Below are 24770 nucleotides of genomic sequence, written 5' to 3'. Positions count from 1 at the left end.
GTGGACCCGTGTGGACACAACGTGCAGTCCGGGAGGCGGTGTTCGCCTCCCGGACCGGTCCGCCACCCGCGGGGATGAAGGCGGCGGTGTCCCCCAGCCCACTGGAACCTGTTCAGCGGGCCGACCCACGCACCATCCATGGAACCCACCGGCCCCCGGACGGAGAAGAGCGCACGGACGGGCGCACGGCCACACGTGTGGAGCACACAGTGATCGGGGGGCGGACGGGGGTCGCCGCCACAATCTCGCCATCCGGAACTATGCCTCTTAACGCATGGGATGCGCCGAACTACGCTGTGTGTGTCTGTGTTTCACAGGGGCATATACCTCCGGGTACGGCCAACCGCTCATGCGGCCGGCACCCGGTACGCCCCCGGGGGGCGCGACGCGAATGCCGCGCGGTCAGCACCGCGGCGGCGGCCGTCTGTGTCGAGGGGTGGCGCATGTCCAGGGAGCAACGCGGACCGAACGAGAAGCTCGGCGCCGTACTCGCCCTCGCCGGGATCAGCAACGCCGGACTCGCCCGCCGGGTCAACGACCTCGGCGCCCAACGCGGTCTGACGCTGCGGTACGACAAGACCTCGGTGGCCCGCTGGGTGTCGAAGGGCATGGTGCCGCAGGGCGCCGCCCCGCACCTGATCGCCGCCGCCATCGGCCAGAAGCTGGGCCGCCCGGTCCCCCTGCACGAGATCGGCCTGGCCGACGCCGACCCGGCGCCCGAGGTGGGCCTCGCGTTCCCCCGGGACGTCGGCGCCGCCGTGAAGTCGGCGACCGAGCTGTACCGGCTGGATCTGGCCGGACGGCGGGCCGGCAGTGGCGGCATCTGGCAGTCCCTCGCCGGCTCCTTCGCGGTGAGCGCGTACGCCACGCCCACCTCCCGCTGGCTGATCACCCCCGCCGACAACTCCGTCGCCCGGGAGGCCAACCCGGCCGAGGACAGCGGCTCCGCGCTGAAGGTCGGCCACAGCGACGTCACCAAGCTCCGCGAGGCCGCCGAGGACGCCCGCCGCTGGGACTCCAAGTACGGCGGCGGCGACTGGCGTTCCTCGATGGTGCCCGAGTGCTTAAGGGTGGAGGCCGCGCCGCTGCTGCTCGGCTCCTACTCCGACGAGGTAGGCCGCGCCCTGTTCGGCGCCGCCGCTGAACTGACCCGGCTCGCCGGCTGGATGGCCTTCGACACCGGGCAGCAGGAGGCCGCCCAGCGGTACTACATCCAGGCCCTGCGGCTGGCCCGGGCGGCGGCGGACGTCCCCCTCGGCGGGTACGTGCTGGCCTCGATGTCGCTCCAGGCGACGTACCGGGGCTTCGGCGACGAGGGCGTCGACCTCGCGCAGGCCGCCCTGGAACGCAACCGCGGCCTGGCCACCGCCCGGACCATGAGCTTCTTCCGCCTGGTGGAGGCCCGCGCCCACGCCCGGGCCGGGGACGCGGCGGCCGCCGGGACGGCGCTCAAGGCCGCCGAGGGCTGGCTGGAACGTTCCCGCGACGGCGACCACGACCCCACCTGGCTCGGCTTCTACTCCTACGACCGGTTCGCCGCGGACGCCGCGGAGTGCTACCGCGACCTCAAGGCCCCCCGCGAGGTCCGGCGCTTCACCGAGCACGCGCTGTCCCAGCCCACCGAGGAGTTCGTCCGCTCGCACGGGCTGCGGCTGGTGGTGTCCGCGGTCGCCGAACTGGAGTCCGGCAACCTCGACGCGGCGTGCGCCCAGGGCGTGCGCGCCGTGGAGGTCGCCAACCGGATCTCCTCCGCGCGGACCACCGAGTACGTGCGCGACCTCCTGCACCGCCTGGAGCCCTACGGGGACGAACCCCGGGTGGTCGAGCTGCGCGAACGGGCCCGCCCGCTGCTGATGGCACCGGCCTGACCCGGCCCCGGTGACGGTCGGCGCTCCGTCCGCCGGCCCCTCCGCGGCCCCCGTCGAGCCCTTCCGGGCCCCGTGCCGACGTGACCTGCGTCAAAACCGACCCGGTCGGGTTTGACACCGCTGTCAGTGGCACAGTGCATTATCGGGAGCGGGAGGTGAGGCGCGTGGTGGCGTACGACTGCGATGTGCTGGTGATCGGTGGCGGTATCGTCGGGCTGTCCACGGCCCATGCGATCACCCGGGCCGCCCCGGGCACCCGGGTCACCGTGCTGGAGAAGGAGGCGGGCCCCGCCCTCCACCAGACCGGCCGCAACAGCGGGGTGATCCACAGCGGGGTCTACTACCGCCCGGGCTCCCTCAAGGCGCGGTACGCCGTCACCGGCGCCGCCGAGATGGTCAAGTTCTGCGCCGAACACGACATCCCGCACGAGGTCACCGGGAAGCTGATCGTGGCCACCGGCCGCGCCGAGCTGCCCCGGCTGCACGGCCTGGTCCAACGCGGCCGGGAGAACGGCATCCCGGTGCGCGAGCTGGGCCCCACGCAGATCGCGGAGGCCGAACCCGCGGTGCGGGGCATCGCCGCGATCCACGTCGGCACCACCGGGATCTGCGACTACCCGGCGGTGGCCCGCCGGCTCGCCGAGGACTCCGGCGCGGAGATCCGCTACGGCGCCGAGGCCGTCCGCATCGACCGCCGGCCCGACCGCGGGGTCGCCGTGCTCACCGCCACCGGCGAGGTGCTGCGCGGCCGGGTGCTGGTGAACTGCGCCGGGCTGCACTGCGACCGCATCGCCCGGCTCAGCGGCGACGACCCCGACGTCCGGATCGTCCCGTTCCGCGGCGAGTACTACGAACTGGCCCGGCCCGAGCTGGTGCGCGGCCTGGTCTACCCGGTGCCCGACCCGGCCTTCCCCTTCCTCGGGGTGCACCTCACCCGCGGCATCGACGGCGGGGTGCACGTCGGCCCCAACGCCGTCCCCGCACTCGCCCGCGAGGGCTACGACTGGCGCACCCTGCACCCCGGGGAGCTGGCCGGCACCCTGTCCTGGCCGGGCTCCTGGCGGATCGCGGGCCGCCACTGGCGCTACGGCGGCGGCGAACTGCACCGCTCCCTGTCGAAGAAGGCGTTCACCAGGGCGGTGCGCCGACTGCTGCCCTCGGTCACCGCCGACGACCTGATACCGACCGCGGCCGGCGTCCGCGCCCAGGCCGTGCTGCGGGACGGCACCCTGGTCGACGACTTCCTGCTGCGCGAAGGCCCCCGCACCGTCCACGTGCTGAACGCCCCCTCCCCCGCCGCCACGGCCTCCCTGCCGATCGGACGGGAGGTCGCCGGCCGGGCGCTGCGGATGCTGACCGCCACCGACGACTGAGCCGACGGTGCCCCGGCCTTTCGTAGAATCGCAGGCACTGTGTCCGAGCATGACGAATCACTCCAGAGTCCCCGCGCCCCGCTGACCGGAGCACCCGGCCCGGCCCCCGCGGACCCAGAGCCGACCGCAGCACCCGGCCCGGCCGCCCGGTCGCGGATGTTCCCGCCCGGCGAGGGCCCCGCACCCGACCCCGCGGGCGCCCACTTCGACCGGCGCATCCGCAGCTTCCAGCCCCGCCGTAGCCGGGTCACCCGGGGGCAGGGCGACGCCATCCGCCGCCTCTGGCCCGCCTGGGGCCTCGACGTCGACGGCAGCCGCGTCCTCGACCTCGGCGAACTCTTCGGCGGGCTGCCCGTGGTGCTGGAGATCGGCTTCGGCATGGGCGAGGCCACCGCGCGGATGGCCGCCGAGGACCCCGGCACCGGCATCCTCGCCGTGGACGTCCACACCCCCGGCCAGGGCCATCTGCTGGGCCTCGCCGACCAGGCGGGCCTCGACAACGTCCGGGTCGCCAACGGGGACGCGATCATCCTGCTCAGCCGGATGCTGGCGCCCGACAGCCTGGACGGGCTGCGCGTGTACTTCCCCGACCCCTGGCCCAAGAAGCGGCACCACAAGCGGCGCATCGTCCAGCCCGAGTTCCTGACGCTGGCCGCGAGCCGGCTGAAGCCGGGCGCCCTGCTGCACTGCGCGACGGACTGGGAACCGTACGCCGAGCAGATGCTAGAGGTGCTCACCGCCCACCCCGACTTCCAGAACGTGCAAGCCGACGGCGGCTTCGCACCCCGACCCGCGTTCCGACCGCGCACCCGCTTCGAGGGTCAGGGGCTGGAGAAGGGGCACGTGGTGCGTGACGTGCTGTTCCGCAGGTCGGTACGGGCCGGGGACGACCGCTAGGGCATCGCCTCCGGGGCGGACGGCGCCGTAGGGTCGTGGCGATGGCCACCACTCCCGCGCGACGCCCGACCGGGGACGGCGCTCCGCCCGGTCCCGCACCCGCCGCCCTGCCCGACCTTCCCCCCGCCCCGCCCGCAGCGCCGCCCCGCGCGCGCTGGTGGCGGCGGCGGCGCGTGACGATCGGGGCGGGCGCCGGAGTGCTGGCCCTGTGCGGAACCGTGCTGCTGGCCCTGGTCCGCGAGGAGACCGGGACCCCGGGGTTCCTGGTGGGGCTCGCTCTGGCCGTGCTGCCGGTGCCGCTGCTGCTGGCCGCCTTCCACTGGCTGAACCGGGTGGCGCCGCGGCCCTGGCGGGACACCGCCTTCTGCTTCGCCTGGGGCTCCTGCGCCGCGGCGCTCATCTCCATCGTCGCCAACAGCTACGCCGTCCACTGGATAGCCGACGAGACCGCCGACCCGGACGGCGCGGACACCCTGGGGGCCACGGTCGTCGCCCCGGTGGTGGAGGAGTCCGCCAAGGCCGCGGCCATCCTGCTGGTCTTCGTGTTCCACCGGCGGGGCCTCACCCGCCTCCTCGACGGGGTGGTGGTCGCCGGAGTGACCGCCACCGGGTTCGCGTTCGTCGAGAACGTCCTCTACCTCGGCACCGCCTTCGACACCGACCGCACCAGCGGGGACACCGGGCTGGCCTCCCTCACCCTGATGACCTTCCTCGTCCGGGTCGTGCTGTCGCCGTTCGCCCACCCCCTGTTCACCGTGGTCACCGGCCTCGGCTTCGGGCTGGCCGCACTGCTGCCGCCCCGGCAACGCGTGCGGCGCGCCCTGGCCCCCGCCGTCGGGCTGCTCCTCGCCATGGGGCTGCACGCCCTGTGGAACGGGTCCACCACCTTCGGCGACGCCGGATTCTTCCTGGTGTACGGGCTGTTCATGGTGCCCGTGTTCGGCGTGGTGACCTGGTGGACGCTCCGGACCCGGCAACGGGAACTGAAGGTCCTGCGCGAGGTGCTGCCCGACTACGTCGCGGCGGGCTGGCTCGCCTTCCCGGAACCCTTCGCCCTCGGCTCGCTGCGCGCCCGCACCCTGGCCCTGGACCACGCCCGCCACCACGGCGGCGCCCCGCTGCGCCGCACGGTCCGCGCCTACCAGGACGACGCCACCGCGCTGGCGCTCCTCCGGCACCGGGGCTCCAGCGGCGCCGCGGGCCCCGACTTCCTCGCCCGGGAACGCCGGCTGCTGGACGCCCTGTGGGACCGCCGGCACGCCGTGCGTCCGTCCCTGGTGCACGGCGCCCTGCTCACCGCGCCCTGGTCGGTACTGCCCCCGCCCGCGTACGGCTACGGCGCGCCGTTCCCCCACGGGCACCCCGGTTACGGGCCACCGTCCCCCTGGGCGCCCGTGCCGGCGCCGGGCACCGCCCTCGGCCGGCCGGCCGAGGGGCAGGGCTGACCCGACTCCGTCCTGAGCGGGGCTTCTTCGGCCACGGCCGGGCCCCGCAGTGGCGGGAGCCGGTGGAGGGGAAGGCCCTACCCGCTCCGGGTCCCGGACCGCGAGCGGCCCGGGACCCGGGCGGGCGTCAGGCGGACGCCTCGGTGAGCAGGGAGAGTTCGGCGTCCGTGAGTTCCAGCTCCGCCACCGCGAGGAGGGCGGTGAGCTGCTCGGGGGTGCGGGCGCTCGCCAGCGGGGCGGCGATCGTGGGGCGGGCGGCCAGCCAGGCGAGGGCGATGGTGGCGGGCTCGGCGCCCCGCTCCGCGGCGACCGCGTCGAGGGCGGCGAGCACCCGCCGGCCGCGGTCGGTGGCGAGGTGGCGGGAGGCCGAACCGGAGCGGGCGCTGTCGACGGGGGTGCCGGGCCGGTACTTGCCGGTGAGGAAGCCCGAGGCGAGCGAGAAGTAGGGCACGGCCGCGAGCCCGTTGCGGGAGGCGACCTGCTGGAGGGGGCCCTCGTAGCTGTCGCGGGCGACGAGGTTGTACTCGGGCTGGAGGACCGCGTAGCGGGCCAGTCCCTCGCGGTCCGAGAAGTCCAGTGATTCCTGGAGCCGTTCGGGGCTGATGTTGGAGGCGGCGACGGCCCGGACCTTGCCGGCGCGGACCAGGTCGTCCAGGGCGCCGACGATCTCCTCCACCGGCACGGTCACATCGTCGAAGTGGGTGTAGTACAGGTCGATGTAGTCGGTGCCGAGCCGGGTGAGGGAGGCGTCCGCGGCGGCCTTGACGGTGGTGGCGGAGAGGCCCTTGTAGTCGGGGTGGGAGCCGACCTTGGTGGCGACGACGACGTCCGCGCGGTTGCCGCGGGCGGCCATCCACCGACCGATCAGGGTTTCGGACTCGCCGCCCCGGTTGCCGTCCGCCCAGGCGGAGTAGACGTCGGCGGTGTCGAGGAAGTTGCCGCCCGCGTCGGCGTAGGCGTCGAGCACGGCGAAGGTCTGGGAGGTGTCCGCGGTCCAGCCGAAGACGTTGCCGCCGAGGGCGAGCGGGAAGACGTCGAGGCCGGACGGACCGAGCGGGCGCAGAGTGGTCATGGTGCTAGTCAACACCCCTGGCCGGCAACGCCTTCCCCGGACCGGCGGACCTGGTGCGTCGAGGGGACGAACCCGGTCCGCCGGCGCTCTCGCGGTGTGGGGGGACACCCGTCGCGGAACCGGGCGCACGACCGCGTGCGGAGGTGCGCCGGGCGCCTGTGGGGGTGACGGGTGGGTACGGGGGGCCTCGGACCCGGGAGGGTCAGAGGCTGAGGCCCTTGCCGCGCAGGAACGCGGCCGGGTCGACGGCGGCGCCGCCGCCGGGGTGGACCTCCAGGTGCAGGTGGGCGCCGGTGCTCTTGCCGGTGGAGCCCACCGAGCCGATGAACTGGCCGGTGGTGACCTTCTGGCCGACGCTCACGCTGATGGACGACTGGTGGGCGTACCAGAGTTCGGTGCCGTCGTCGAGGGTGAGGACCGTGCGGTAGCCGTACGAGCCGGACCAACCGGCCTGGGTGATGGTGCCGCTGCCGATGGCCTTCAGCGGGGTGCCGGCGCCGGCCGCGAAGTCGAGGCCGGTGTGGGCGCCGGAGGACCACATCGCACCGGACTGCCCGTAGGAGGAGGTCAGCGTGTAGGAGGAGAGGGGGAGCGTGAAGCTCTTGGCGAGCTTCGCGAGGCGCTCCTTCTCGGCCTGCGCGGCCTTGGCCGCCGCCTCGGCCGCCGCCTTCTTGCGCTCCGCCTCCGCCTTGGCCTCCGCCTTGGCCTTCGCTTCCGCCTTGGCCTTGGCCTCGGCCTTGGCCTCCGCCTCGGCGGCGGCTTCGGCGGCCTTCTTCACGGCGGCCTTCTCGGCTGCGGCGCGGGCCGCGGCCTCGGCCTGGTCCTGCTGCTGCTCGGCCTGCTGGAGGATGCGGGTGCGCAGGGCCTCGCCCGCGTCGGTGGCGCCCCGGGCGGCGTCGGCGGTGGTGACGCCGGCACCGGTCAGGGGGGCCACGGCGGGGGTGGCGGCGGCCTTCTGCTGGGGCTCCTCGGCGGAGTCCCCGGGCATGATCGAGCCGAGGTCGAGGTCGGGCATCGAAATCTTGATGGGGGGCTTGCCGCCCTGCGCGGTGGCGATGCCGCCCGCGCCGACCGCGGCGATGACGCCGACGCCCAGGACCGTGGAGCTGCGGGCGAGCCCGCCGCGCTGCTTGGCGACGCGGTGGCGACCGCGCACCGGACGGACGGTGTCGGCGGTGGGGTTCCAGACCTCCCGCGCCTCGCCCTCGGTGACCTCGGGGCCGTACACCCGCTGGTAGGGGGAATGGGTCCCGTCCTCGACGGTCGTGGACGCGTGAGGGGCTTCGGGGGCAGGCCGATTGGACGCCACTGAGGCGTACTCCTTCCTTCCTTCTCGCCTACCGGGTTAGCTGACGGGTTCGGAGCAGGAAGGTCTCCTACGGGTCGCCTTCGCGGGAAGGCGGCCCGATTCACCCCAAGGTGGTGGTTCCCCGGTTCCCTCGCGGGATTCGGCGCGTGCGCACGGAGCCGCCTCTGTGACGGCTGGGACGACCGCGCTGCGTTATCGAACGTTAATAGACCCGGGGCTCGGATTCCAAGCGCTTCCGAGTGATCGTTAGCGCTCACAGCAGGGACTTATCAGGACACGGAGGGGCGCATCCGGGCGAGTTGACGGTCGGACAATATTCCTCGGCGAGGCACTTTTTTCCCTGACGGATACTCAGTTGTTATCGGAACGCGAAGCCGTGACTACAGGGGGTGAGGGGGCTGATGGGAGGCCGCCGGACGGCGGGGCACCGCCCCCGCCGCCGGAGGCGTCAGGGCCGCCGCACCGCCAACATGGCGAGGTCGTCCTCCGGCCCCCCGCCCGTGTGCCGGACGACCTCCTGGGTGAGGGCGGCCAGCAGCTCCTCCGGACCGGAGAAGGCCCGGCCCCGCAGCCACCGCGCCGGATCGAAGAACTCCCCCCGCCCGTCCCGGGCCTCGGACAGTCCGTCGGTGTACACCAACAGGGTCGCCCCCGGCGGGAAGTCCACCTGGTCACAGGAGTCGGGCCACACCCCCAGGTCGAGCATGCCCAACGGCAGCGCCGGACGGCGCGGGAACACCACGGTCAACCCCCCGTCCGGGACCAGCAGCAGCGGTGTCGGGTGCCCCCGGTTGAGGATCCGCACCACGTCCTGACCGTGCGGCAGTTCGGCGAGCACCGCGGTCGTGAACCCCTCGAAGTCGTCGACCTCGCGCCGGCGCACTCCCTCCCGGGCGAGGGCGCGTTCCAGCCGACCCGCCACCGCCTCCAGGGTCACCTCCTGCTCCGCGGCCTCCCGGAAGGCCCCGATGAGCACCGCCACCGCCGACACCGCGCCCATCCCCTTGCCCCGCACGTCACCCACCACCAGCCGGACCCCGTGCGGGGTGTCCTGCACCGCGTACAGGTCACCGCCGATGGACGCGTCCTCCTGCGCGGCCTCGTAGCGGGCGGCGATGTCGAAGCCGCCGATCCGGGCCGCGGGCTCCGGCAGCACGGCCCGCTGGGCCGCCTCCGCGACCTCCCGGGCCGAGGCCAGCCGGGCACTGCTGCGGTGGGTGAGCCGGTTGATGACGACGGCCAGGACGGACACCACGACGATCGTGGCCAGGTCGGTGAAGGACTCGGCCCGCCCCAGGTTGCCGTCCTCGAACCGCTCGCCCAGCATGGCGGCGCAGGCCGCGAGCCCGATGGCCACCGTGCCGAGCAGCCCGTAGAAGGGGGCGGCGGCCAGCGGCGCCGCCGCCAACAGGGGCGCGGCGGTGATCCGGGACGGGGTCAGCTCGTCGTAGAACACCCCGGCCACGATCAGCAGCAGCGGAAGCGCCCGGATGACCCGGTTGCCCCGGCGGGCGCGGCGATGACGCCCGCCGGCCCCCGTCCGCGCACGGGCCCCGGCCTCCGCGGTCTCCTCCTCGGTCGGTGCACCTCCGTGGCCCACGTACCGTCTCCCGCCGCCTGCGTACCGATCGCCGCCCGTCCCAGGCTTGCCCCCGTGCGGCCCGGCAGCGACTCGTACGGGCCGTACGGGTGAGGGCAGCGCACGACGAAGGCCCGGAAGCAAGGGCTTCCGGGCCTTCGTACGGAGTAGCGGGGACAGGATTTGAACCTGCGACCTCTGGGTTATGAGCCCAGCGAGCTACCGAGCTGCTCCACCCCGCGTCGGTGAACCCAACTCTACACCACGTCCGGACCCCTCCGACCACGCCTTTTCCGCTATCGCCCACCCACCCGCCCGGCGGACCCGGCACCCGGTCAACGGGCGCACCGCGGCAGCTGCCCGGTTCGGGTGGCGATGCGGCGGATTCTCGACGGTGGCCGCCCGGCGCCCGTCATCCTGGGCCCATGAGTGACGAGACCTGCCCGGCGTGCGGCGGCACCGGACTCACCGAACACGAACAGCACACGGTCGAGACCGACGAGGAGGGCAGCCAGACGCCCTTGGTGCGGCGGTGGACCGGGGCCTGCGGGACCTGCACCGGGACCGGCCAATCCCACTAGGAGACGCACATGCGCACCTGGTACGTCTGCCTGGGCTGCACCGCCCGGTACCTTCCGCCCGCCCCCCTGCCGCTCCCCCCCGGCCCCGTCGCCCGAGCCCGGGACGAACCCGCCGACCCGGTCGCCTGCCAGGAACCCGCCTGCCGCGAGAAGGCGGCCCGCATCGTCGACAGCGTCGGACTCCCGGCCGAGACCCTCGCCCGCTGGGCGCGCAGGGCCGCCGGCCTCGACGGCGACCGCCGCGCCCCCCGCGGCCACCGACCCGCCCGCGGCCGTCGCTCCGCCGCCGGCCCGGGGGCGGGCCGCAACAAGTTCCTGTGAGGGCGCCGGGGGCCGGCCCGGCCGTCCGGTCCCGTGCGGACCGGGTCGGCCCGTGCGGCGCTCATGCGCCGCCCGTCGCGCCCGACAACGCCGTGCAGCCGCCCGCTCGTTGGGCGCGGTGGCGTCGGAGCCCGTCGCCGACGCCCCGTTCGTCCGGTCCCTCACCGCGCGCCCGCGGCCGGGAATGACGGAGCGCCCCGACCGGTGGAAACCGGTCGGGGCGCTCCGTCGCAGGTCAGAGGGTTTCCCTGGCTGCCGGTGGTAGGCCGTGTGGGACTCGAACCCACAACCAATGGATTAAAAGTCCACTGCTCTGCCAATTGAGCTAACGGCCCCTACCCGCAGAGCATAGCGGGGCACCAGGGACAGGCGGGGCCTGTCCCCCGGTGGTGGCGGGGTCGGCGTCCGGTGGGCCGGGTGGACGAGGGGCCGGGGCCGCCGCCACGGGGCGCACCTTCATCCTGACACCATCGGCGTCCGGGTGCGTGCTGGTTTTCGGGCACGCACCCGAACAACGGCGAACCGGGTGCCGCCCCTTGACGTACAGGCGGCACGAGGGGCGGGCACCCGGTTCAGCGAACGGACCCGGGGTCAGCCGTTGCGCTTCCAGCGCGGCTTGTCGTCGCGGCGGTTGAGGCCGGCGCCCCGGTGGTCGTCACGACGGCCGTACGGGCGGTCGTGGCCGCCGGTGCGGTGGCCGCCCGAGGGACGGTCGTCACGACGGTCGCGGTTGAAGGGGCGGTCGTGGCCGCTGCGGTGGCCGGAGGACGGACGCTCGTCCCGGCGGAACCCACCGCGCTCCGGACGGTCGCCGTCGCGGCGGAAGCCTCCGCGGTCGCCGTCACGACGGTCGTCCCGGCGGAAGCCCGGACGGTCGTCACGACGCTCGAAACCACCACGCCCACGGTCGTCACGACGCTCGAAACCACCACGCCCACGGTCGTCACGACGCTCGTCACGACGGAAACCACCACGGTCACCGTCACGACGGTCATCACGGCGGTCATCGCGACGGAACCCACCGCGGTCGTCACGACGCTCGTCGCGGCGGAAGCCTCCGCGGTCGCCGTCACGACGGTCGTCCCGGCGGAAGCCCGGACGGTCGTCACGACGCTCGAAACCACCACGCCCACGGTCGTCACGACGCTCGTCACGACGGAAACCACCACGGTCACCGTCACGACGCTCGTCCCGGCGGTCATCGCGACGGAACCCACCGCGGTCGTCACGACGCTCGTGCGAGGGGCGCTCCTCGGCGACGGGGGCCGCCGGCGCTTCCTGCGGGGCGGGCTCGGCCGCAGCGGCCTCGGCCGCCTCGGCGAGGGCCGTCTCGGGGTCCTCACCGCGCTCGCGGGCCGCGCGGGCGATCAACCGGTCGGCCTCGTCGCGCAGTTCGGCGGCGCGGCGCTGGGCGCGCTCCAGCTGCTTGGCCAGGTCCTGGACCTCGCGCTCGGCCTGCTTGGCGGCGCCGGACACCGAGTCGGCCTGGACCTCGGTCATCGAGCGGGCGCCCGTGATCTCGGCGACCTCGGGCTCGAACACCCCGCCGCCGCCGACGATGTGGCGCGAGGCGTCGACGCCCGCGTCCTCCATCAGCCGGAAGATCTGCCGACGCTGGTGCGGCAGCGCCAGCGAGACGACCGTGCCGGAACGACCGGCGCGCGCGGTGCGGCCCGAGCGGTGCAGGTAGTCCTTGTGGTCGCCGGCCGGGTCCACGTTCAGGACCAGGTCGATGCCGTCGACGTGGATGCCGCGGGCGGCGACGTCGGTGGCGACGAGGACGTTGACGTACCCGTCCTTGAAGTCGGCGAGGGTGCGGGTGCGGGCGCCCTGGGTCATGCCGCCGTGCAGGGCGTCGGCGCGCACGCCGGCGTCGCGCAGCTGCTCGGCGACCCGGTCGGCGCCGAGCTGGGTGCGCACGAAGATGATGGTGCGGCCCTTGCGGGCGGCGATCGCGGCGGTGACCGGGGCCTTGTCGCGGGGCTTCACGATCAGGATGTGGTGGGTCATGGTGGTGACCGCACCGGCCGAGGGGTCCACCTCGTGGGTGACGGGCGCGTTGAGGTAGCGCTTGACGAGGGTGTCGATCTCGTTCTCCAGAGTGGCGGAGAACAGCATCCGCTGGCCGCCCTCCGGAACCTGGTCGAGCAGTTCGGTGACCTCGGGCAGGAAGCCCAGGTCGGCCATCTGGTCGGCCTCGTCGAGGACGGCGACCTTGACGTCGGCCAACGAGCAGGCACCGCGGTTGATCACGTCGCGCAGTCGGCCGGGGGTGGCGACCAGGACGTCGACGCCGCGCTCCAGGGCGTAGATCTGGTTGCCCATGGAGGTGCCGCCGCAGACGACCTTCATCTTCAGGCCGAGCACGTCGCCGTAGGGCTGGAGGGCGTCCGCGACCTGCATCGCGAGCTCGCGGGTGGGGGTGAGGATGACGCCGCGGGGGCGCTTCTTCACGGTGTGGCCGCCCGCGAGGGTCGCCAGCAGCGGCAGGCCGAAGGAGAGGGTCTTGCCGGAGCCGGTGCGGCCGCGGCCCAGGATGTCCCGTCCGGCGAGCGCGTCCGGGATGGTCGCGGCCTGGATCGGGAACGGGGTGGTGACGCCGTTCTGGGCGAGCTTGCGGACGACGCCCTCGGGCAGGCCCAGATCACCGAAGGTGATGGTGGGCTCCTGCTCGTCCTCGACGGCGGCCTCGGGGGAGTCGTCCTCGGAAGCGCTCTCCGCGGAGTCGTCGGACTCGACGGACCCGGTGGGCTCCACCGCGGCCTCGACGGCGGGGGCCGCAGCGTCCTCGGTGCTCTCGGTGGCCTCGGTGTTCTCGACGGACTCTGCGGGCTCCACGGGCTCTACGGCCACGTCGAGAACACGGTCAGCGGGGGAAACGGACATGCGAAATGCGAACCTTCCGGAGTTCACGGCACGCGCCCAAACTCCGTGAAGCTGCTAGCGACCGCCTCAATGCGGTTAGGCCACGGCAAGGGAGTACGCGCCACACGCGGCGCGCTTCGTTCCTCGCTCTGTCGAGGAGTGCGCCGGGCAAATGGGATCAAACGATCTACCACCATACGCACCTTGGCCCCGCCGAGGCAAATGCGTGTGGCGTGACCCCCCTCACTCCCTTCCATGAGATCCCGCAAAGCCCTACCAACGACCCCAAGGCCCCCAAGCCGCCAACAAGCACCCCGTCCGCCCCCGCGCAACAGTCCGGACGGACACCGTTCCCCCTGTTCCCGCACGGGAGTTGGCGCGTGACGGGCCCGGCTCGGACGCCGGCCGGCCCGTCACGGGCGAGGGCCGCCCGCCCCGCCGGCTCCTCGTGCTCCGTGTCCTCGCGCCCGGACGGGGAGTTGGACAACCGTAGCCAATTCGCCCGCCCCGGAGGTGGCCCGTGCGTTCCCTGTCCGTCCCCGTTCGCCTGGCCGCCCTGGCGGCGGCGCTGGTCGCCGCCACGGGCTGCGTCAGCGTCGGCGAGGAGACCGCCCGGCCGGACGGCCGCACGCCCTCCCCCGGGCCCCCGGTCCGGGGGAGCACCGTGGAGACCGACGGCGGCCCCTCGGGCGTCGGCGACTACGACCACCACTCCGGACCGCGGGACGCGAAGACCCAGCACAGCGGGGACCCGAAGGCGACCGAGTCCGTGCTCCCCTCCGCCCCCGCCTCCGCCACCCCGGAAGCCACCCGGCCGGGCACCCCCGGACAACCGCCGCCCGTGCGGGCCACCCGCCCGCCGCGGCCCGTGGTGCCCGGCGCACCCAGCGTCCGATCGCCGGAGCCGCCGCCCGCGCCGCCCCGCACCACCCCCGCCGCTCCCCCGGCGCCGGACCCGGCCCCGCCCTCGCCCGAGCCGGTGGAGCCCGCACCGGCGGAACCCTCGCCCTCGGCGCACCAGGAGACGCCGCCGCAGGGCCAGGCGACGGCCTCCGGACCGCTCGGCGCGGAGCCCTCGCCGCAGGCGGGCGACCGGGTGGCGTGACCCCTGGGCCGTCGCGGCGTCCGTCCCGGACAATGGTGGGGTGCTGGAGATGACGCGAGAGGCGTTCGAAGAGCTGGTGGCCGAGGCGCTGGACACGATCCCGCCGGAACTGACCCGGGTCATGGACAACGTGGCGGTGTTCGTGGAGGACGAGCCCCCCGCCGACGACCCCGAACTGCTCGGGCTCTACGAGGGCACCCCCCTGACCGAGCGCGGCGAGTGGTACGCGGGCGTGCTGCCCGACCGCATCTCGATCTACCGGGGGCCGACGCTGCGCTACTGCGAGACCCCCGAGGACGTGGTCCACGAGGTGGCGGTGACCGTGGTGCACGAGATCGCCCACCACTTCGGCATCGACGACGACCGCCTCCACGAACTCGGCTGGGGCTGAGGGGACGGGCGCCGGTCGGGCCGGTCCGCAGCCCCTCCCACAAACCGTTTTGGCGATACCTCCCGCCATCCCATATGCTTCTCACGTCCCCGACGCGCTGGAAAGCGCGCAGGCGGGCCGATAGCCCTCATCGTCTAGCGGCCTAGGACGCCGCCCTTTCAAGGCGGTAGCACGGGTTCGAATCCCGTTGGGGGCACCGTGTGCGAGTTCGCTCGTCACACATCCAGGTCCTGTGGAGCAGTTTGGAGTGCTCGCCACCCTGTCAAGGTGGAGGCCGCGGGTTCAAATCCCGTCAGGACCGCTTGCAGATCACTTCGGTGAACTGCGTGGCTGGGTAGCTCAGTTGGTACGAGCGATCGCCTGAAAAGCGATAGGTCGCCGGTTCGATCCCGGCCCCAGCCACCACAACGAGAACGTCCCGGACGACATGTCGTCCGGGACGTTCTCGTTGTGCGTCCCCGCGAAGAACCGCCCCGATCCGAGTCCGGCATCACGGCATCACCTGATACCAGCGCGGTATCATGTGGGCGTGGCGATGACGCTCCGACTCCCCGACGACCTCGACGCAAAGCTCACCGCGCGTGCCGAGCGCACCGGCCGCAGCAAGCAGGCCCTCGCCATCGAAGCGATCCGCGACGCCGAGGCCCGCGCCGAACTCAACGTGCACGACATCCTGGCCGAGCTGACGGACACCGACTCGGAGATCCTGGACTACCTGAAGTGAGCGGAGTCCGCCACGTCCAGCTCGACGAGATCCTGGCCATCGCAGCCAAGATCAACGGCACCGCACACAGCGTGCGCGACCTCGGCCTGCTCGTCTCGGCGACCGAACGACCACGCACCCACGTGTTCGGTGCCGTGCTGTATCCCACGCTCCACGAGAAGGCGGCGGCGCTCCTACACGCCATCGCCCGCAACCACGCGCTGATCGACGGCAACAAGCCCACCGCCTGGCTCGCCATGCGCTTCTTCCTGCGCGCCAACGGCCTGCCGGCCGGGCATCCGGTCCCGCCGGCCGCGGAGGCGGGCCCGTTCGTCGAGGCCGTCGCCCAGGACCGTCTCGACGTGCCCGCGATCGCCAAACAGCTCACGGAGTGGTTCCCGGTCCCGTGAGGCGCCCCGGGCCACGAGCAGTCACCCCGCGCCCGGGGCGCGCCGGGGGCCCCGTTCGCCGAGGAGTGCGCCCGCGGCGCCGGCGGTGACGACCAGCGCCAGCGTCCACAGCCACCGGGACGCCGCCCAGGACGCGCCGTCCGGCACGGCGAACGCGCGGGCGCCGACCGGGCTCAGGGCGAGGGCCGGGACCAGCAGCACCGCGCACGGCAGGGCCGGGGGGCTGCCCCGTTCGCCGCCGCCGAGGCGGAGCCCGAAGGCGGCCGACAGGACCGTGACCGCAGGCAGGGCGCCCGCCTCCGGGGACAGCCCGGCCACCAGCCCGGGGCCGGCGGCCGGGCCGAGCGCGTGCCCCAGCAGCAGCCCGCACCCCGTCCAGAGCACGGCCAGCGGGACGAGGACCAGGGCCAGCCGCAGCAGCCGGCGCAACGTCCGCGGGAACGGCAGGGTCGCGGTGGTGCCGGCGGCCGGGTCGTCCAGGGCGAACGCGAGAGGGACCGCGCACACCACCGCCGCCCAGCGCAGCGCCGACGCCGCTTCCTGCGGGCCGAGACGGACCTCCAGGAGGAGCGGCAGCGCGCCGGTGGCGAGGGTCAGCAGGGCCGCGCACGCCAGCGGGGTGCGGGGGGCGGCGCGCATCAGGTGCGGCACCAGGGCCGCGCACAGGGTCAGAGTTCCGCGCACCGGGTGCCCTCCTCTCCCCGCGCCGTGTCCGCGGGCGCGCGCACCGGCGCGCCCAGCAGTCGGGCCGCCCGTGCGGTGCTGGTGCGCTCGTCGACGAGTGCGGGCCAGGACGCCCGCAGCCGGGCGCCGACCTCGTCGGCGGGCCGGTCCAGCAGGTCCAGGACGACCCGTGCAGCGGGGGCGTCGACGGAGAAAAGTTCGGCCGAGCCCAGGGTGGTGAGGCCGATGCCGCCGCCGAAGCTGCGCCGGTGCAGGGAGCGCAGGGCGTCCGCGGTCTGCCCGTTGGCCTGTGCGGCGAGCCACAGGGTGGTCACGGCGCGGGCGCCGCACAGCCGGCCCGACCGGGGCGGTGCGTCGGGGCGGCGGGGGCCGCCGACCACCCGGTCGGCGAAGCGCACCGCGAAGGAGAGCACCGCGTCCTCGCCCATGTCGTCGGTGTCCCACCGGGTGCCGACGGTGACCGCGCCGGGCGTGCCGTGCCGGGCGTCGTCCCGTGCCCAGGCCGCGAGCGGCGCCGGGCGGGCGACGCCCTCACGGTGACCGTCGAGGAAGACCCGTTGGCGGACCGCGTAGCGGCCGGTCCGTTCGACGGTCGGCACCCGGGCGAGGACGCCGTCGGTGATCCCTCGCCACCGCGCGGTGCGGGGCAGGAACTCGGGGAACGCGCAGAAGGTGACCCGGTCGACGGTCCGGCAGCGCTGGTGGTCCCCCGGCCGGCGTTCGACGTCCAGCCGGTGGGCCGCCAGGGCCTCGGGCAGGGGCCGGAACTGGGCGGCGCCGACGGCCACGGCGGTGACGGCCAGCAGCGCCAGCGCCGGCCGCAGTGCGCGGGCGCGGGCGCCGGCGCGGACCAGGGCGAAGAGCACCAGGGCGCCGGTCACGGCGGCCAGGTAGCCGAGGTGCGTGCCGGCGGGCCGGTGCATCAGCGCGCTGGGCAGCGGGTCCGTCCACTCGTCCGCCACGCCGACCGGCGCCCACCACCGGGTGCCGGGCACCCCCAGCGCGCCGCAGAGCACCAGGACGGCGAGGAGCAGGACGGCGAGGGGGCCGGCGGCGGCCGACCGGGTGAGGTGGGCGAGGGCCACGCCCGCGCAGCCGGCGAGGAGCACCACGACCGGGCCGGTGGCCAGTTCGGCCGGTGCGGGGCTGCCGACCGCGTCGGGGGAGGCGGCGTACCGGGCGGTGCGGGCGGCGGCCAGCACGGCGGCGAGGGCGGCCGGCGGGAGCGCGGCGAGGAGGTGGGCGGCGGTCCGTCGCCACGGGTGGAGGGCGAGCACCCCCCAGAGCGGCCCGGCCCCGTACCGGTGCATCCGGGTGGCCGCCAGGTGGGTGCTGACCAGGGCGCCCGCGGCCAGCAGGAGCAGCGGGACCTGGGTGTGGCGGTCCTCGTCCTGGAGCACCGGGTAGGGGCCGTACGGTCCGCCGTTCCCCTCCTGCCACGCCCGCAGGGCGGTGTACAGGAGGAGGGCGGTCAGGAGGGCCGGGTGGCGCAGGGTGCGGGCGGCCTCGACGCGGGCCAGGGCCCACTGGGCGCGCGGGGCCCGTTCGGCGCTCATGCGGTGTTCCGGGAGGTGCGGTGGCGCAGCAGCAGGTAGCCGTCCTCGACGGTGGGGTCGACCGGGGGCGCGCCGGGCGGCGGGTCGCCGACGTTGCGGAAGGTTCCGGCGCCGGTGCGCCAGGCGGCGAGTGCGCCGGGGGCGCGCTCCGCGCTGCTCCAGACGTGTCCGCGGGCGAGCCGGGTGAGGTCGGCGGGGCTGCCGTGGAAGGTCACCCGGCCGTGGTCGAGGACGACCACGGCGTGGCACAGGGCGGCCACGTCCTCGGTCTGGTGGGTGGAGAGCAGAACGGTGCGGTCCTCGCCGAGTCGGGCGATCAGTTCGCGCAGCCGCAGCCGTTGTTCGGGGTCGAGGCCCACGGTGGGTTCGTCCAGGACGAGCAGGTCCGGGTGGCCGACGACGGCGGCGGCGAGGGCGACGCGCTGGCGTATGCCGCCCGAGAGCCTCCGGATCCGTCGGCTGCGGTCCTGGGTCAGGCCGACCTCCTCCAGGACCCGGCGGGCCTCCGTGCGCCGGGCCTCCCGGTCGCCGAACTCCTTGAGGATCGCCACGTAGTCGACGAAGTCGAAGGCGGTGAAGTGGCCGGGCAGTCCCGGGTTCTGCGGGAGGTAGCCGAGGCGGCGGCGCAGGGCCTGCCGGCCGGGGTCGGTGAGCGGGTCGAGGCCCAGCACCGACAGGGTGCCGGTGTCCGGGGCGCTCGCCGTGGCGAGCACCCGCAGCAGGGTGCTCTTGCCGGCGCCGTTGGGTCCGAGCAGCCCCGTCACGCCCGGTCCCAGGGTGAGGGACACCTCGTGCAGTGCGGTCCGGCGCCCGTAGCGGACGCCGACCCCGTCCAGGGTGACCCGGGGGGTGGCGGGCGAGTTCACGCGGTCCTCCCGGTGGCCGTGCGGCGCGGTCGGTCGAGGCCGTCGAAGCCGTCGCGCAGGGCGATCAGCGCGCCGACGGCCAGCAGGGTGACGGCCGCCATGGCCAGTTGGGCGGCGGGCAGCAGCAGTCGGGTGCCCGCGGGGAGCTCGGGTTGGTGGCCGACCACGAGCCAGCCGGCCCAGGCGGTGAGGGTCAGGGCGACGGCGCGGGCGGCGTCCATCCGGCTCGACAGCGCCAGGCAGACGGCGGTCAGCATCAGGGACGGCACGAGCCAGCCGAACAGGTGCGGGAACGGCAGCGGGAGCCCCGCGGCGGCCACCGCGCCCAGCGGCAGGCCCAGTGCCTGGACCGCCGCGGCGCGCAGCAGGACGGTGCGGAAGCCGCCCCGGGGGGACACGGCCAGCCACACGTACGCCGGGTCGAAGCGCGGGCCGGCGACGGCGGCGACCGCGAGCGCCGACAGGGCGGGCAGCAGGGCGAGGAACGGCAGCGGCGCCGAGGGGGAGCTGCTCCAGCGGGCGAGGGCCACGGTCAGCAGGACCAGCAGGGCGGCCCCGCCCCACCAGGACCGGCGCAGGGCGGGCATCGCCGCGCAGAGGCGGGTGAGGTGCTCCGGGACGCCGAGGCGCAGAACGCACCGTTCCAGCGGGCTGCGGGTGGGCTCGTCGGTGGCTCGGTCGATCCGTTGCCACAGCTCGGACAGGTCGCAGGGGTGGGGTGGTGGCCCGTTCACGGGTCGCTGCCTCTCTTCGGGGCGGGTGCCGAGGTCGACGGCGCCCCCCGTGGACGTCGTCGGCGTTCGGTTCAGGGGGACAGGTGGCGTCGGAGCAGGGTGCGGGCGCGGTGGGCCCGGGACTTGACGGTGCCGGGCGGGATGCCCAGTCGGTCGGCGGTCTCCCGGACCGTGAGTCCTTCGAGTGCGGTGGCCCGGACGACGGACCGCAGTTCGTCGGGGAGGCGGGCGACAGCCGCCAGGGCGCCGCCGCCCAGTTCGGCCAGGAGTTCGTCCTCCGCCGAGTCGGCGGGGAGGCGCGGGAGTCCCCGCAGTCGGCCGAGGAGGCGCCCCCGGCGTTCCCGGGCCCGTAGCGCGTCGACCAGTCGCCGCTGTCCCACCCGCCACAGCCAGCCGCTCACGTCGTCGACAGGCGGGCCGCCGGTGCGCCGTTCGCGCCGGCGCCAGACCTCGACGAAGACGTCCTGGACGACCTCGTCCACCAGGACGGGGTCGGCGCAGCGCCGGCGCAGTCGGGTCCTCAGCCAGGGGGCGAGGGCGCGGAAGAGTTCCTCGAACGCGCGCCGGTCCCCTTCGGCCACTGCGGCCAGCAGTTCGGCGTCGGTGCGCGCGTCCTCCGGTTCGTCCCTCACGCCCCCTCGTCGTTCCGGGCGGGCCGACCGGTTCGCGGGCGGGTCGTGATCCGCGCCACAGCGGGGGTAGGAGTTCGCGGGGAGGTCCCCGGGGGACCCCAGCGACGGAGATCACCGGCGGGCTGGCTACAGCCCGGGGCGATAACTGGGTACCCTCAGACAGACCCCATAAGTTACCGCTTAGTAATCTGTATTCGCAGGCCCGAGGAGCCGCCATGCAACTCGCCGCGATCATCGTGTCGTTGGTGCTCGCCACCGTCGGCGTCGCCCTGTTCGCCCGGGCCGTCGGCCAGATCTACCGTTATGTGCGCCTGGGCCAGGACGTCCCCGCCGGCACCCGGACGAACGATCCGAAGCAGCGGACGTTGACGGTGGCCCGGGAGTTCCTCGGGCACACCCGGATGAACCGGTGGGGCGTCGTCGGCGTGGCCCACTGGTTCGTCTCGATCGGCTTCTTCACCCTCGTCCTCACCCTGGTGCACGCCTTCGGGCAGCTGTTCCGGGCGGACTGGACCCTGCCGCTCATCGGGACCTGGGCGCCCTACGAGGTCTTCACCGAACTGATCGGCGCCCTCACCGTCCTCGGCATCCTCGTGCTGATGGCGATCCGTCAGCTCTCGCTGCCGGGCCGGGCCGGCCGCAAGTCCCGCTTCGCGGGCTCCAACATGGGCCAGGCGTACTTCGTCGAGTACGTCATCCTGGTCATCGGCCTCGCGATCCTGGTGCTGCGCGGGCTGGAGGGCGCCCTGCACCACGTGGACGGGTACACCGCCGCGTTCCTGGTGTCGTACCCGCTGGTGGCCGCCTTCCGCGGACTGGACGTCGGCACCCAGCAGAACCTCGTCTACCTGTTCGCGACGATCAAGATCTCCACCTCGTTCATCTGGATGATCACGGTCGCGCTCCGCACCGACATGGGCGTGGCCTGGCACCGCTTCCTCGCCTTCCCCAACATCTGGTTCAAGCGCCGCGCCGAGGGCGGCACCGCGCTCGGCGAACTGCTGCCGATGACCTCCGGCGGCGTGCCGATCGACTTCGAGGACCCGGGCGAGGACGACGTCTACGGCGTCAGCCAGGTCGAGCACTTCTCCTGGAAGGGCCTGCTCGACTTCTCCACCTGCACCGAGTGCGGGCGCTGCCAGTCGCAGTGCCCCGCCTGGAACACCGGCAAGCCGCTCTCCCCCAAGCTGCTGGTGATGGCGCTGCGCGACCACGGGCACGCCAAGGCGCCCTATCTGCTCGCCGGCGGCGGCAAGACGATGGAGGGCGAGGAGAAGGCGAGCGCCGAGGCCCTGGGAGACGTGCCGGCCGCCGCGCTCGCGGAGGCCGAGCGGCCCCTGATCGGCACCGCCGAGGAGCAGGGTGTCATCGACCCGGACGTGCTCTGGTCCTGCACCACCTGCGGCGCCTGCGTCGAGCAGTGCCCCGTCGACATCGAGCACATCGACCACATCGTCGACATGCGCCGCTACCAGGTGATGATCGAGAGCGCCTTCCCCTCGGAGGCCGGCACGATGCTCAAGAACCTGGAGAAGAAGGGCAACCCCTGGGGCCTGGCGAAGAAGCAGCGCCTGGAGTGGGTCAAGGAGGTCGACTTCGAGGTCCCGGTCGTCGGCGAGGACCTGGAGGACCTGAGCGAGGTCGACTACCTGTACTGGGTGGGGTGCGCCGGCGCCCTGGAGGACCGGGCGAAGAAGACCACCAAGGCGTTCGCCGAGCTGCTCCACACGGCCGGGGTCTCGTTCGCCATCATGGGCGGCGAGGAGAAGTGCACCGGCGACTCCGCCCGGCGTCTCGGCAACGAGCCGCTGTTCCAGCAACTCGGCCAGGAGAACGTGGCCATGCTGAACATGGCCTTCGGCGAGGACGACGAGGACGAGAGCACCCGCAAGCCCGCCTCCGCCAAGCGGATCGTCTCCACCTGCCCGCACTGCTTCAACACCATCGCCAACGAGTACCCGCAACTCGGCGGCGAGTACGAGGTCATCCACCACACCCAGTTGCTGCAACACCTCATCGACGAGGGACGGTTGGTCCCGGTCACCCCCGTCGAGGGCCTGATCACCTACCACGACCCCTGCTACCTCGGCCGGCACAACAAGGTCTACACGCCCCCGCGCGAGATCATGGACAAGGTCCCGGGCCTGCGGCAGCAGGAGATGCACCGCCACAAGGAACGCGGCTTCTGCTGCGGCGCCGGCGGCGCCCGGATGTGGATGGAGGAGCGGATCGGCAAGCGCATCAACGACGAACGGGTCGACGAGGCGCTCTCCCTGAACCCGGACATCGTCTCCACCGCCTGCCCGTTCTGCCTGGTGATGCTCACCGACTCGGTCAACGGCAAGAAGAACGACGGCCGGGCCAAGGAGTCGCTCCAGGTGGTGGACGTCGCCCAACTCCTGCTGGAATCGGTGCGGACGCCCGCCGACGAGCCGCCGGCCGGCGGCCCCGCCGAGGCCGGCGCCCCCGAACCGGAGCCCGCGGCCTGACCCGTACCACTGCGCACGCCCCCCGGGCCCGGTCCACCCCGCGCGGTGGACCCGGCCCCGCGCCTGCCCCGCCACCCCGCCCCGGAAACCCACAGCCGGACGTATCGGTCGTACGCCGGGCGGACTCCCCGCACCTCCCCCGTCCCGCCCCCTGACGTACGACCGGTACCGCCAACGCCGTACGCGCACCGGGGTGTCGTGCAACCCTTCCGGCGGGCCCCCCAGTCGAACAGAGGCCGGACGGGACCGGGCCCCGCCACCACCCCCGCCCGCCCGGACACCCATCCTCCACAGGAGCTGTACGTGCGCAACAAACGATCGGCCACCGCTCTCGCCGCGGCCTCGTTCCTCCTCGCGGCCGGGGCGGGCCTCACCGTGGCGACCCCGGCCCACGCGGGGACCCCCGGCGGGACGTACGCCCACGACCGCAACAGCGACTTCAACGGCGACGGCCACGAGGACACCGTGATCGCCGCACCCGAGGCCACCGTCCGCGGGGCCCGCGGCGCCGGACACGTCACCGTCCGCTACGGCTCCGAGCGCGGCCCGGCCGCCGCCCGCTCCGTCCGGATCAACCAGGCCACCCCCGGCATACCGGGCGAACCCGAGCGCGGCGACCGCTTCGGCGCCGCCCTCGCCACCGGCGACCTCAACGGCGACCTCCACGACGAACTGGTCGTCGCCGCCCCCGGCGAGGACCTGAGCGGCCGCCGGGACGCGGGCGGCGTCACCGTGCTGTGGGGCGGCCCGGAGGGACTCACCGGCTCCGCCACCTGGGTCCGGGCCCGCGAACTGCGCCCCGGCGCCCGGTTCGGCACCGCCCTCGCCGCCGCCCGCTTCAGCGCCGCCCACCCCGGTGACCTGCTGGTCGTGGGCTCCGGGACCGGCGGCCTGGAACGCCTCACCTGGGCCCCGGTGCCCCCGCCCGTCGACGGCGGCCCGCCCGGCGGCGACACCCCGGGCGGCATCGCCCCGATGGGCACCGCCGGCACTCACGCCGCCGTGCGCGCCGGCGCGAAGCCGATCGAACGCGCCCCGCTCACCGGCGGCCGGGCCCTCCTCCCGCGCGCCCTCACCACCGGCGACTACAACCGCGACGACCTCGCCGACCTCGTCGTCACCGGAGTGCGCGGCGACGGCTCGCCCGCCCACCCGCGCTCCGCCTACTACACCGGCGGCGCCCGGGGCCCCGTGTTCGCCCGCGAGCTGACCGGCGGTCAGATCGCCGCCTCCGGCGACATCGACGGCGACGGCTACGACGACCTGGTCTCCGGACACCCCGCCCACGCGGGCGGCCCGCTGCGGCACGGCGGCGGCATCACCGTCCGCTACGGCGGACCGGACGGCCCCTCCGCCCGCCCCCAGTGGTGGACCCAGGACTCCCCCGGCGTCGCCGGCGTCGACGAGGCCGGCGACGGCTTCGGCAGCGACGTGTCCGTGGCCGACGCGGACGGCGACGGCTACGCCGACGTCGCGGTCGGCGCGGCCGGCGAGGACGTGGGCGCCACCGCCGACGCGGGCGCGGTGTGGGTGCTGCGCGGCTCCGCCACCGGACTCACCGGCCGCGGCAGCTCCCACTGGACCCAGGACTCCCGGCACCTGCCCGGCCGGGCCGAGCGCGGCGACGCCTGGGGCGAGCAGCTCCGCTTCACCGGCCCCGACCGGCGCGGACAGTACGCCCTGCTGGTCGCCGCGCCCGGCGAGGACCGGGACGCCGGACGGGTGTGGCTGCTGCCCGCGGCCCCCGGCGGCGTCACCGCCGAGGGCGCCACCGCCTTCGGCGCGGGCCGCCCCGCCTCCGACGCGGGCCGCTTCGGCGCCGTCATCGACGAGTAGGCCGGCGCACCGAGTACCCGGGGGCGTCCCCCTCGGGTACTACGCCCCCCGAAG

At 74.6% G+C, this 24770-nt stretch carries 21 protein-coding genes, 5 tRNA genes and 1 riboswitch; of the genes, 15 read left to right on the top strand and 11 right to left on the bottom strand.

Annotation, left to right across the window (positions count from 1 at the left end):
- Positions 1-443 precede the first annotated feature (443 nt).
- From ACSMX9_RS15720 to ACSMX9_RS15705, 4 genes are all read left to right on the top strand, one after another.
- Complete coding sequence (locus tag ACSMX9_RS15720) at positions 444-1868, top strand: MFS transporter (protein WP_351249195.1); 1425 nt, start codon at positions 444-446, stop codon at positions 1866-1868.
- A 155-nt stretch (positions 1869-2023) separates the two neighbouring features.
- A complete protein-coding gene (lhgO, locus tag ACSMX9_RS15715) occupies positions 2024-3241 on the top strand; it encodes an L-2-hydroxyglutarate oxidase (protein WP_445394754.1) in 1218 nt (405 codons plus the stop codon).
- 39 nt (positions 3242-3280) lie between these two features.
- Complete coding sequence (gene trmB / locus ACSMX9_RS15710) at positions 3281-4138, top strand: tRNA (guanosine(46)-N7)-methyltransferase TrmB (RefSeq protein ID WP_445394753.1); 858 nt, start codon at positions 3281-3283, stop codon at positions 4136-4138.
- Positions 4139-4179: 41 nt separating this feature from the next.
- Positions 4180-5583 (top strand): PrsW family intramembrane metalloprotease, encoded by a 1404-nt coding sequence (locus ACSMX9_RS15705; RefSeq protein ID WP_445394752.1) that lies wholly within the window; start codon positions 4180-4182, stop codon positions 5581-5583.
- A gap of 127 nt (positions 5584-5710) precedes the next feature.
- Here ACSMX9_RS15705 and ACSMX9_RS15700 read toward each other — a convergent pair whose 3' ends face one another.
- From ACSMX9_RS15700 to ACSMX9_RS15685, 4 genes are all read right to left on the bottom strand, one after another.
- On the bottom strand, positions 5711-6655 hold the full coding sequence (locus ACSMX9_RS15700) for an aldo/keto reductase (RefSeq protein ID WP_445394751.1): 945 nt from the start codon (positions 6653-6655) through the stop codon (positions 5711-5713).
- 202 nt (positions 6656-6857) lie between these two features.
- The gene (locus ACSMX9_RS15695) at positions 6858-7964 is read right to left on the bottom strand and encodes a M23 family metallopeptidase (RefSeq protein WP_445394750.1); all 1107 of its coding nucleotides are present in this window, start codon (positions 7962-7964) and stop codon (positions 6858-6860) included.
- A 10-nt stretch (positions 7965-7974) separates the two neighbouring features.
- Positions 7975-8119, bottom strand: a riboswitch (cyclic di-AMP (ydaO/yuaA leader).
- Between the two features lie 293 nt (positions 8120-8412).
- Complete coding sequence (locus ACSMX9_RS15690; RefSeq protein ID WP_445394749.1) at positions 8413-9564, bottom strand: PP2C family protein-serine/threonine phosphatase; 1152 nt, start codon at positions 9562-9564, stop codon at positions 8413-8415.
- 147 nt (positions 9565-9711) lie between these two features.
- Positions 9712-9785, bottom strand: a tRNA-Met gene (locus ACSMX9_RS15685).
- 183 nt (positions 9786-9968) lie between these two features.
- On the opposite strand from ACSMX9_RS15685, the gene ACSMX9_RS15680 reads away from it, so the two are divergent.
- Positions 9969-10124 (top strand): hypothetical protein, encoded by a 156-nt coding sequence (locus ACSMX9_RS15680; protein ID WP_351249203.1) that lies wholly within the window; start codon positions 9969-9971, stop codon positions 10122-10124.
- 9 nt (positions 10125-10133) lie between these two features.
- Positions 10134-10445, top strand: coding sequence for a hypothetical protein (locus tag ACSMX9_RS15675; protein ID WP_351249205.1), 312 nt, complete (start codon positions 10134-10136; stop codon positions 10443-10445).
- 259 nt (positions 10446-10704) lie between these two features.
- Here ACSMX9_RS15675 and ACSMX9_RS15670 read toward each other — a convergent pair.
- Together ACSMX9_RS15670 and ACSMX9_RS15665 are read right to left on the bottom strand one after the other, a co-directional pair.
- A tRNA-Lys gene (locus tag ACSMX9_RS15670) sits at positions 10705-10780 on the bottom strand.
- 256 nt (positions 10781-11036) lie between these two features.
- The gene (locus ACSMX9_RS15665; RefSeq protein WP_445394748.1) at positions 11037-13331 is read right to left on the bottom strand and encodes a DEAD/DEAH box helicase; all 2295 of its coding nucleotides are present in this window, start codon (positions 13329-13331) and stop codon (positions 11037-11039) included.
- Positions 13332-13830: 499 nt separating this feature from the next.
- Here ACSMX9_RS15665 and ACSMX9_RS15660 point away from each other — a divergent pair, with 499 nt between their 5' ends.
- The 7 genes from ACSMX9_RS15660 to ACSMX9_RS15630 all read left to right on the top strand — a co-directional run bounded on the left by ACSMX9_RS15660 (position 13831) and on the right by ACSMX9_RS15630 (position 15919).
- Positions 13831-14415: a hypothetical protein gene (locus ACSMX9_RS15660; protein ID WP_445394747.1), complete on the top strand. Its 585-nt coding sequence runs from the start codon at positions 13831-13833 to the stop codon at positions 14413-14415.
- A gap of 40 nt (positions 14416-14455) precedes the next feature.
- The gene (locus tag ACSMX9_RS15655) at positions 14456-14806 is read left to right on the top strand and encodes a metallopeptidase family protein (protein WP_351249210.1); all 351 of its coding nucleotides are present in this window, start codon (positions 14456-14458) and stop codon (positions 14804-14806) included.
- A gap of 123 nt (positions 14807-14929) precedes the next feature.
- A tRNA-Glu gene (locus tag ACSMX9_RS15650) sits at positions 14930-15002 on the top strand.
- A gap of 30 nt (positions 15003-15032) precedes the next feature.
- Positions 15033-15107: transfer RNA gene (locus tag ACSMX9_RS15645), tRNA-Asp, on the top strand.
- 27 nt (positions 15108-15134) lie between these two features.
- A tRNA-Phe gene (locus tag ACSMX9_RS15640) sits at positions 15135-15211 on the top strand.
- 124 nt (positions 15212-15335) lie between these two features.
- Entirely contained in the window at positions 15336-15530 is a 195-nt protein-coding gene (locus tag ACSMX9_RS15635) for a ribbon-helix-helix protein, CopG family (RefSeq protein ID WP_366116953.1), read from the top strand.
- On the top strand, positions 15527-15919 hold the full coding sequence (locus ACSMX9_RS15630; protein WP_445394746.1) for a type II toxin-antitoxin system death-on-curing family toxin: 393 nt from the start codon (positions 15527-15529) through the stop codon (positions 15917-15919). Before ACSMX9_RS15635 ends, ACSMX9_RS15630 begins: the two co-directional genes overlap by 4 nt.
- A 21-nt stretch (positions 15920-15940) precedes the next feature.
- Here ACSMX9_RS15630 and ACSMX9_RS15625 read toward each other — a convergent pair whose 3' ends face one another.
- The 5 genes from ACSMX9_RS15625 to ACSMX9_RS15605 form a co-directional block, all read right to left on the bottom strand.
- The gene (locus tag ACSMX9_RS15625; RefSeq protein ID WP_445394745.1) at positions 15941-16603 is read right to left on the bottom strand and encodes a hypothetical protein; all 663 of its coding nucleotides are present in this window, start codon (positions 16601-16603) and stop codon (positions 15941-15943) included.
- Positions 16588-18159 (bottom strand): ABC transporter permease, encoded by a 1572-nt coding sequence (locus ACSMX9_RS15620; RefSeq protein WP_445394744.1) that lies wholly within the window; start codon positions 18157-18159, stop codon positions 16588-16590. Before ACSMX9_RS15620 ends, ACSMX9_RS15625 begins: the two co-directional genes overlap by 16 nt.
- Positions 18156-19025: an ATP-binding cassette domain-containing protein gene (locus ACSMX9_RS15615; protein WP_445394743.1), complete on the bottom strand. Its 870-nt coding sequence runs from the start codon at positions 19023-19025 to the stop codon at positions 18156-18158. Before ACSMX9_RS15615 ends, ACSMX9_RS15620 begins: the two co-directional genes overlap by 4 nt.
- Complete coding sequence (locus ACSMX9_RS15610; RefSeq protein WP_445394742.1) at positions 19022-19759, bottom strand: zf-HC2 domain-containing protein; 738 nt, start codon at positions 19757-19759, stop codon at positions 19022-19024. The genes ACSMX9_RS15615 and ACSMX9_RS15610 overlap by 4 nt, the downstream gene beginning before the upstream one ends.
- Before the next feature lie 71 nt (positions 19760-19830).
- A complete protein-coding gene (locus ACSMX9_RS15605) occupies positions 19831-20391 on the bottom strand; it encodes an RNA polymerase sigma factor (RefSeq protein WP_445394741.1) in 561 nt (186 codons plus the stop codon).
- A gap of 215 nt (positions 20392-20606) precedes the next feature.
- Here ACSMX9_RS15605 and ACSMX9_RS15600 point away from each other — a divergent pair, with 215 nt between their 5' ends.
- On the top strand, positions 20607-22880 hold the full coding sequence (locus ACSMX9_RS15600) for a (Fe-S)-binding protein (RefSeq protein WP_445394740.1): 2274 nt from the start codon (positions 20607-20609) through the stop codon (positions 22878-22880).
- A 303-nt stretch (positions 22881-23183) separates the two neighbouring features.
- Positions 23184-24716 (top strand): FG-GAP repeat protein, encoded by a 1533-nt coding sequence (locus ACSMX9_RS15595; RefSeq protein ID WP_445394739.1) that lies wholly within the window; start codon positions 23184-23186, stop codon positions 24714-24716.
- The last annotated feature ends 54 nt before the right edge of the window (positions 24717-24770 follow it).

The sequence above is a fragment of the Streptomyces sp. LE64 genome (assembly GCF_052606915.1).
This window is presented reverse-complemented; position numbering and strand designations above follow the sequence as displayed.

Excerpts from the sequence above, each read along its gene's own strand:
- ACSMX9_RS15720 (WP_351249195.1), top strand. The coding sequence starts at position 444 with ATGTCCAGGGAGCAACGCGGACCGAACGAGAAGCTCGGCGCCGTACTC.
- ACSMX9_RS15600 (WP_445394740.1), top strand. The coding sequence starts at position 20,607 with ATGCAACTCGCCGCGATCATCGTGTCGTTGGTGCTCGCCACCGTCGGC.
- ACSMX9_RS15665 (WP_445394748.1), bottom strand. The coding sequence starts at position 13,331 with ATGTCCGTTTCCCCCGCTGACCGTGTTCTCGACGTGGCCGTAGAGCCC.
- ACSMX9_RS15705 (WP_445394752.1), top strand. The coding sequence starts at position 4,180 with ATGGCCACCACTCCCGCGCGACGCCCGACCGGGGACGGCGCTCCGCCC.
- ACSMX9_RS15675 (WP_351249205.1), top strand. The coding sequence starts at position 10,134 with ATGCGCACCTGGTACGTCTGCCTGGGCTGCACCGCCCGGTACCTTCCG.
- ACSMX9_RS15700 (WP_445394751.1), bottom strand. The coding sequence starts at position 6,655 with ATGACCACTCTGCGCCCGCTCGGTCCGTCCGGCCTCGACGTCTTCCCG.
- ACSMX9_RS15680 (WP_351249203.1), top strand. The coding sequence starts at position 9,969 with ATGAGTGACGAGACCTGCCCGGCGTGCGGCGGCACCGGACTCACCGAA.
- ACSMX9_RS15620 (WP_445394744.1), bottom strand. The coding sequence starts at position 18,159 with ATGAGCGCCGAACGGGCCCCGCGCGCCCAGTGGGCCCTGGCCCGCGTC.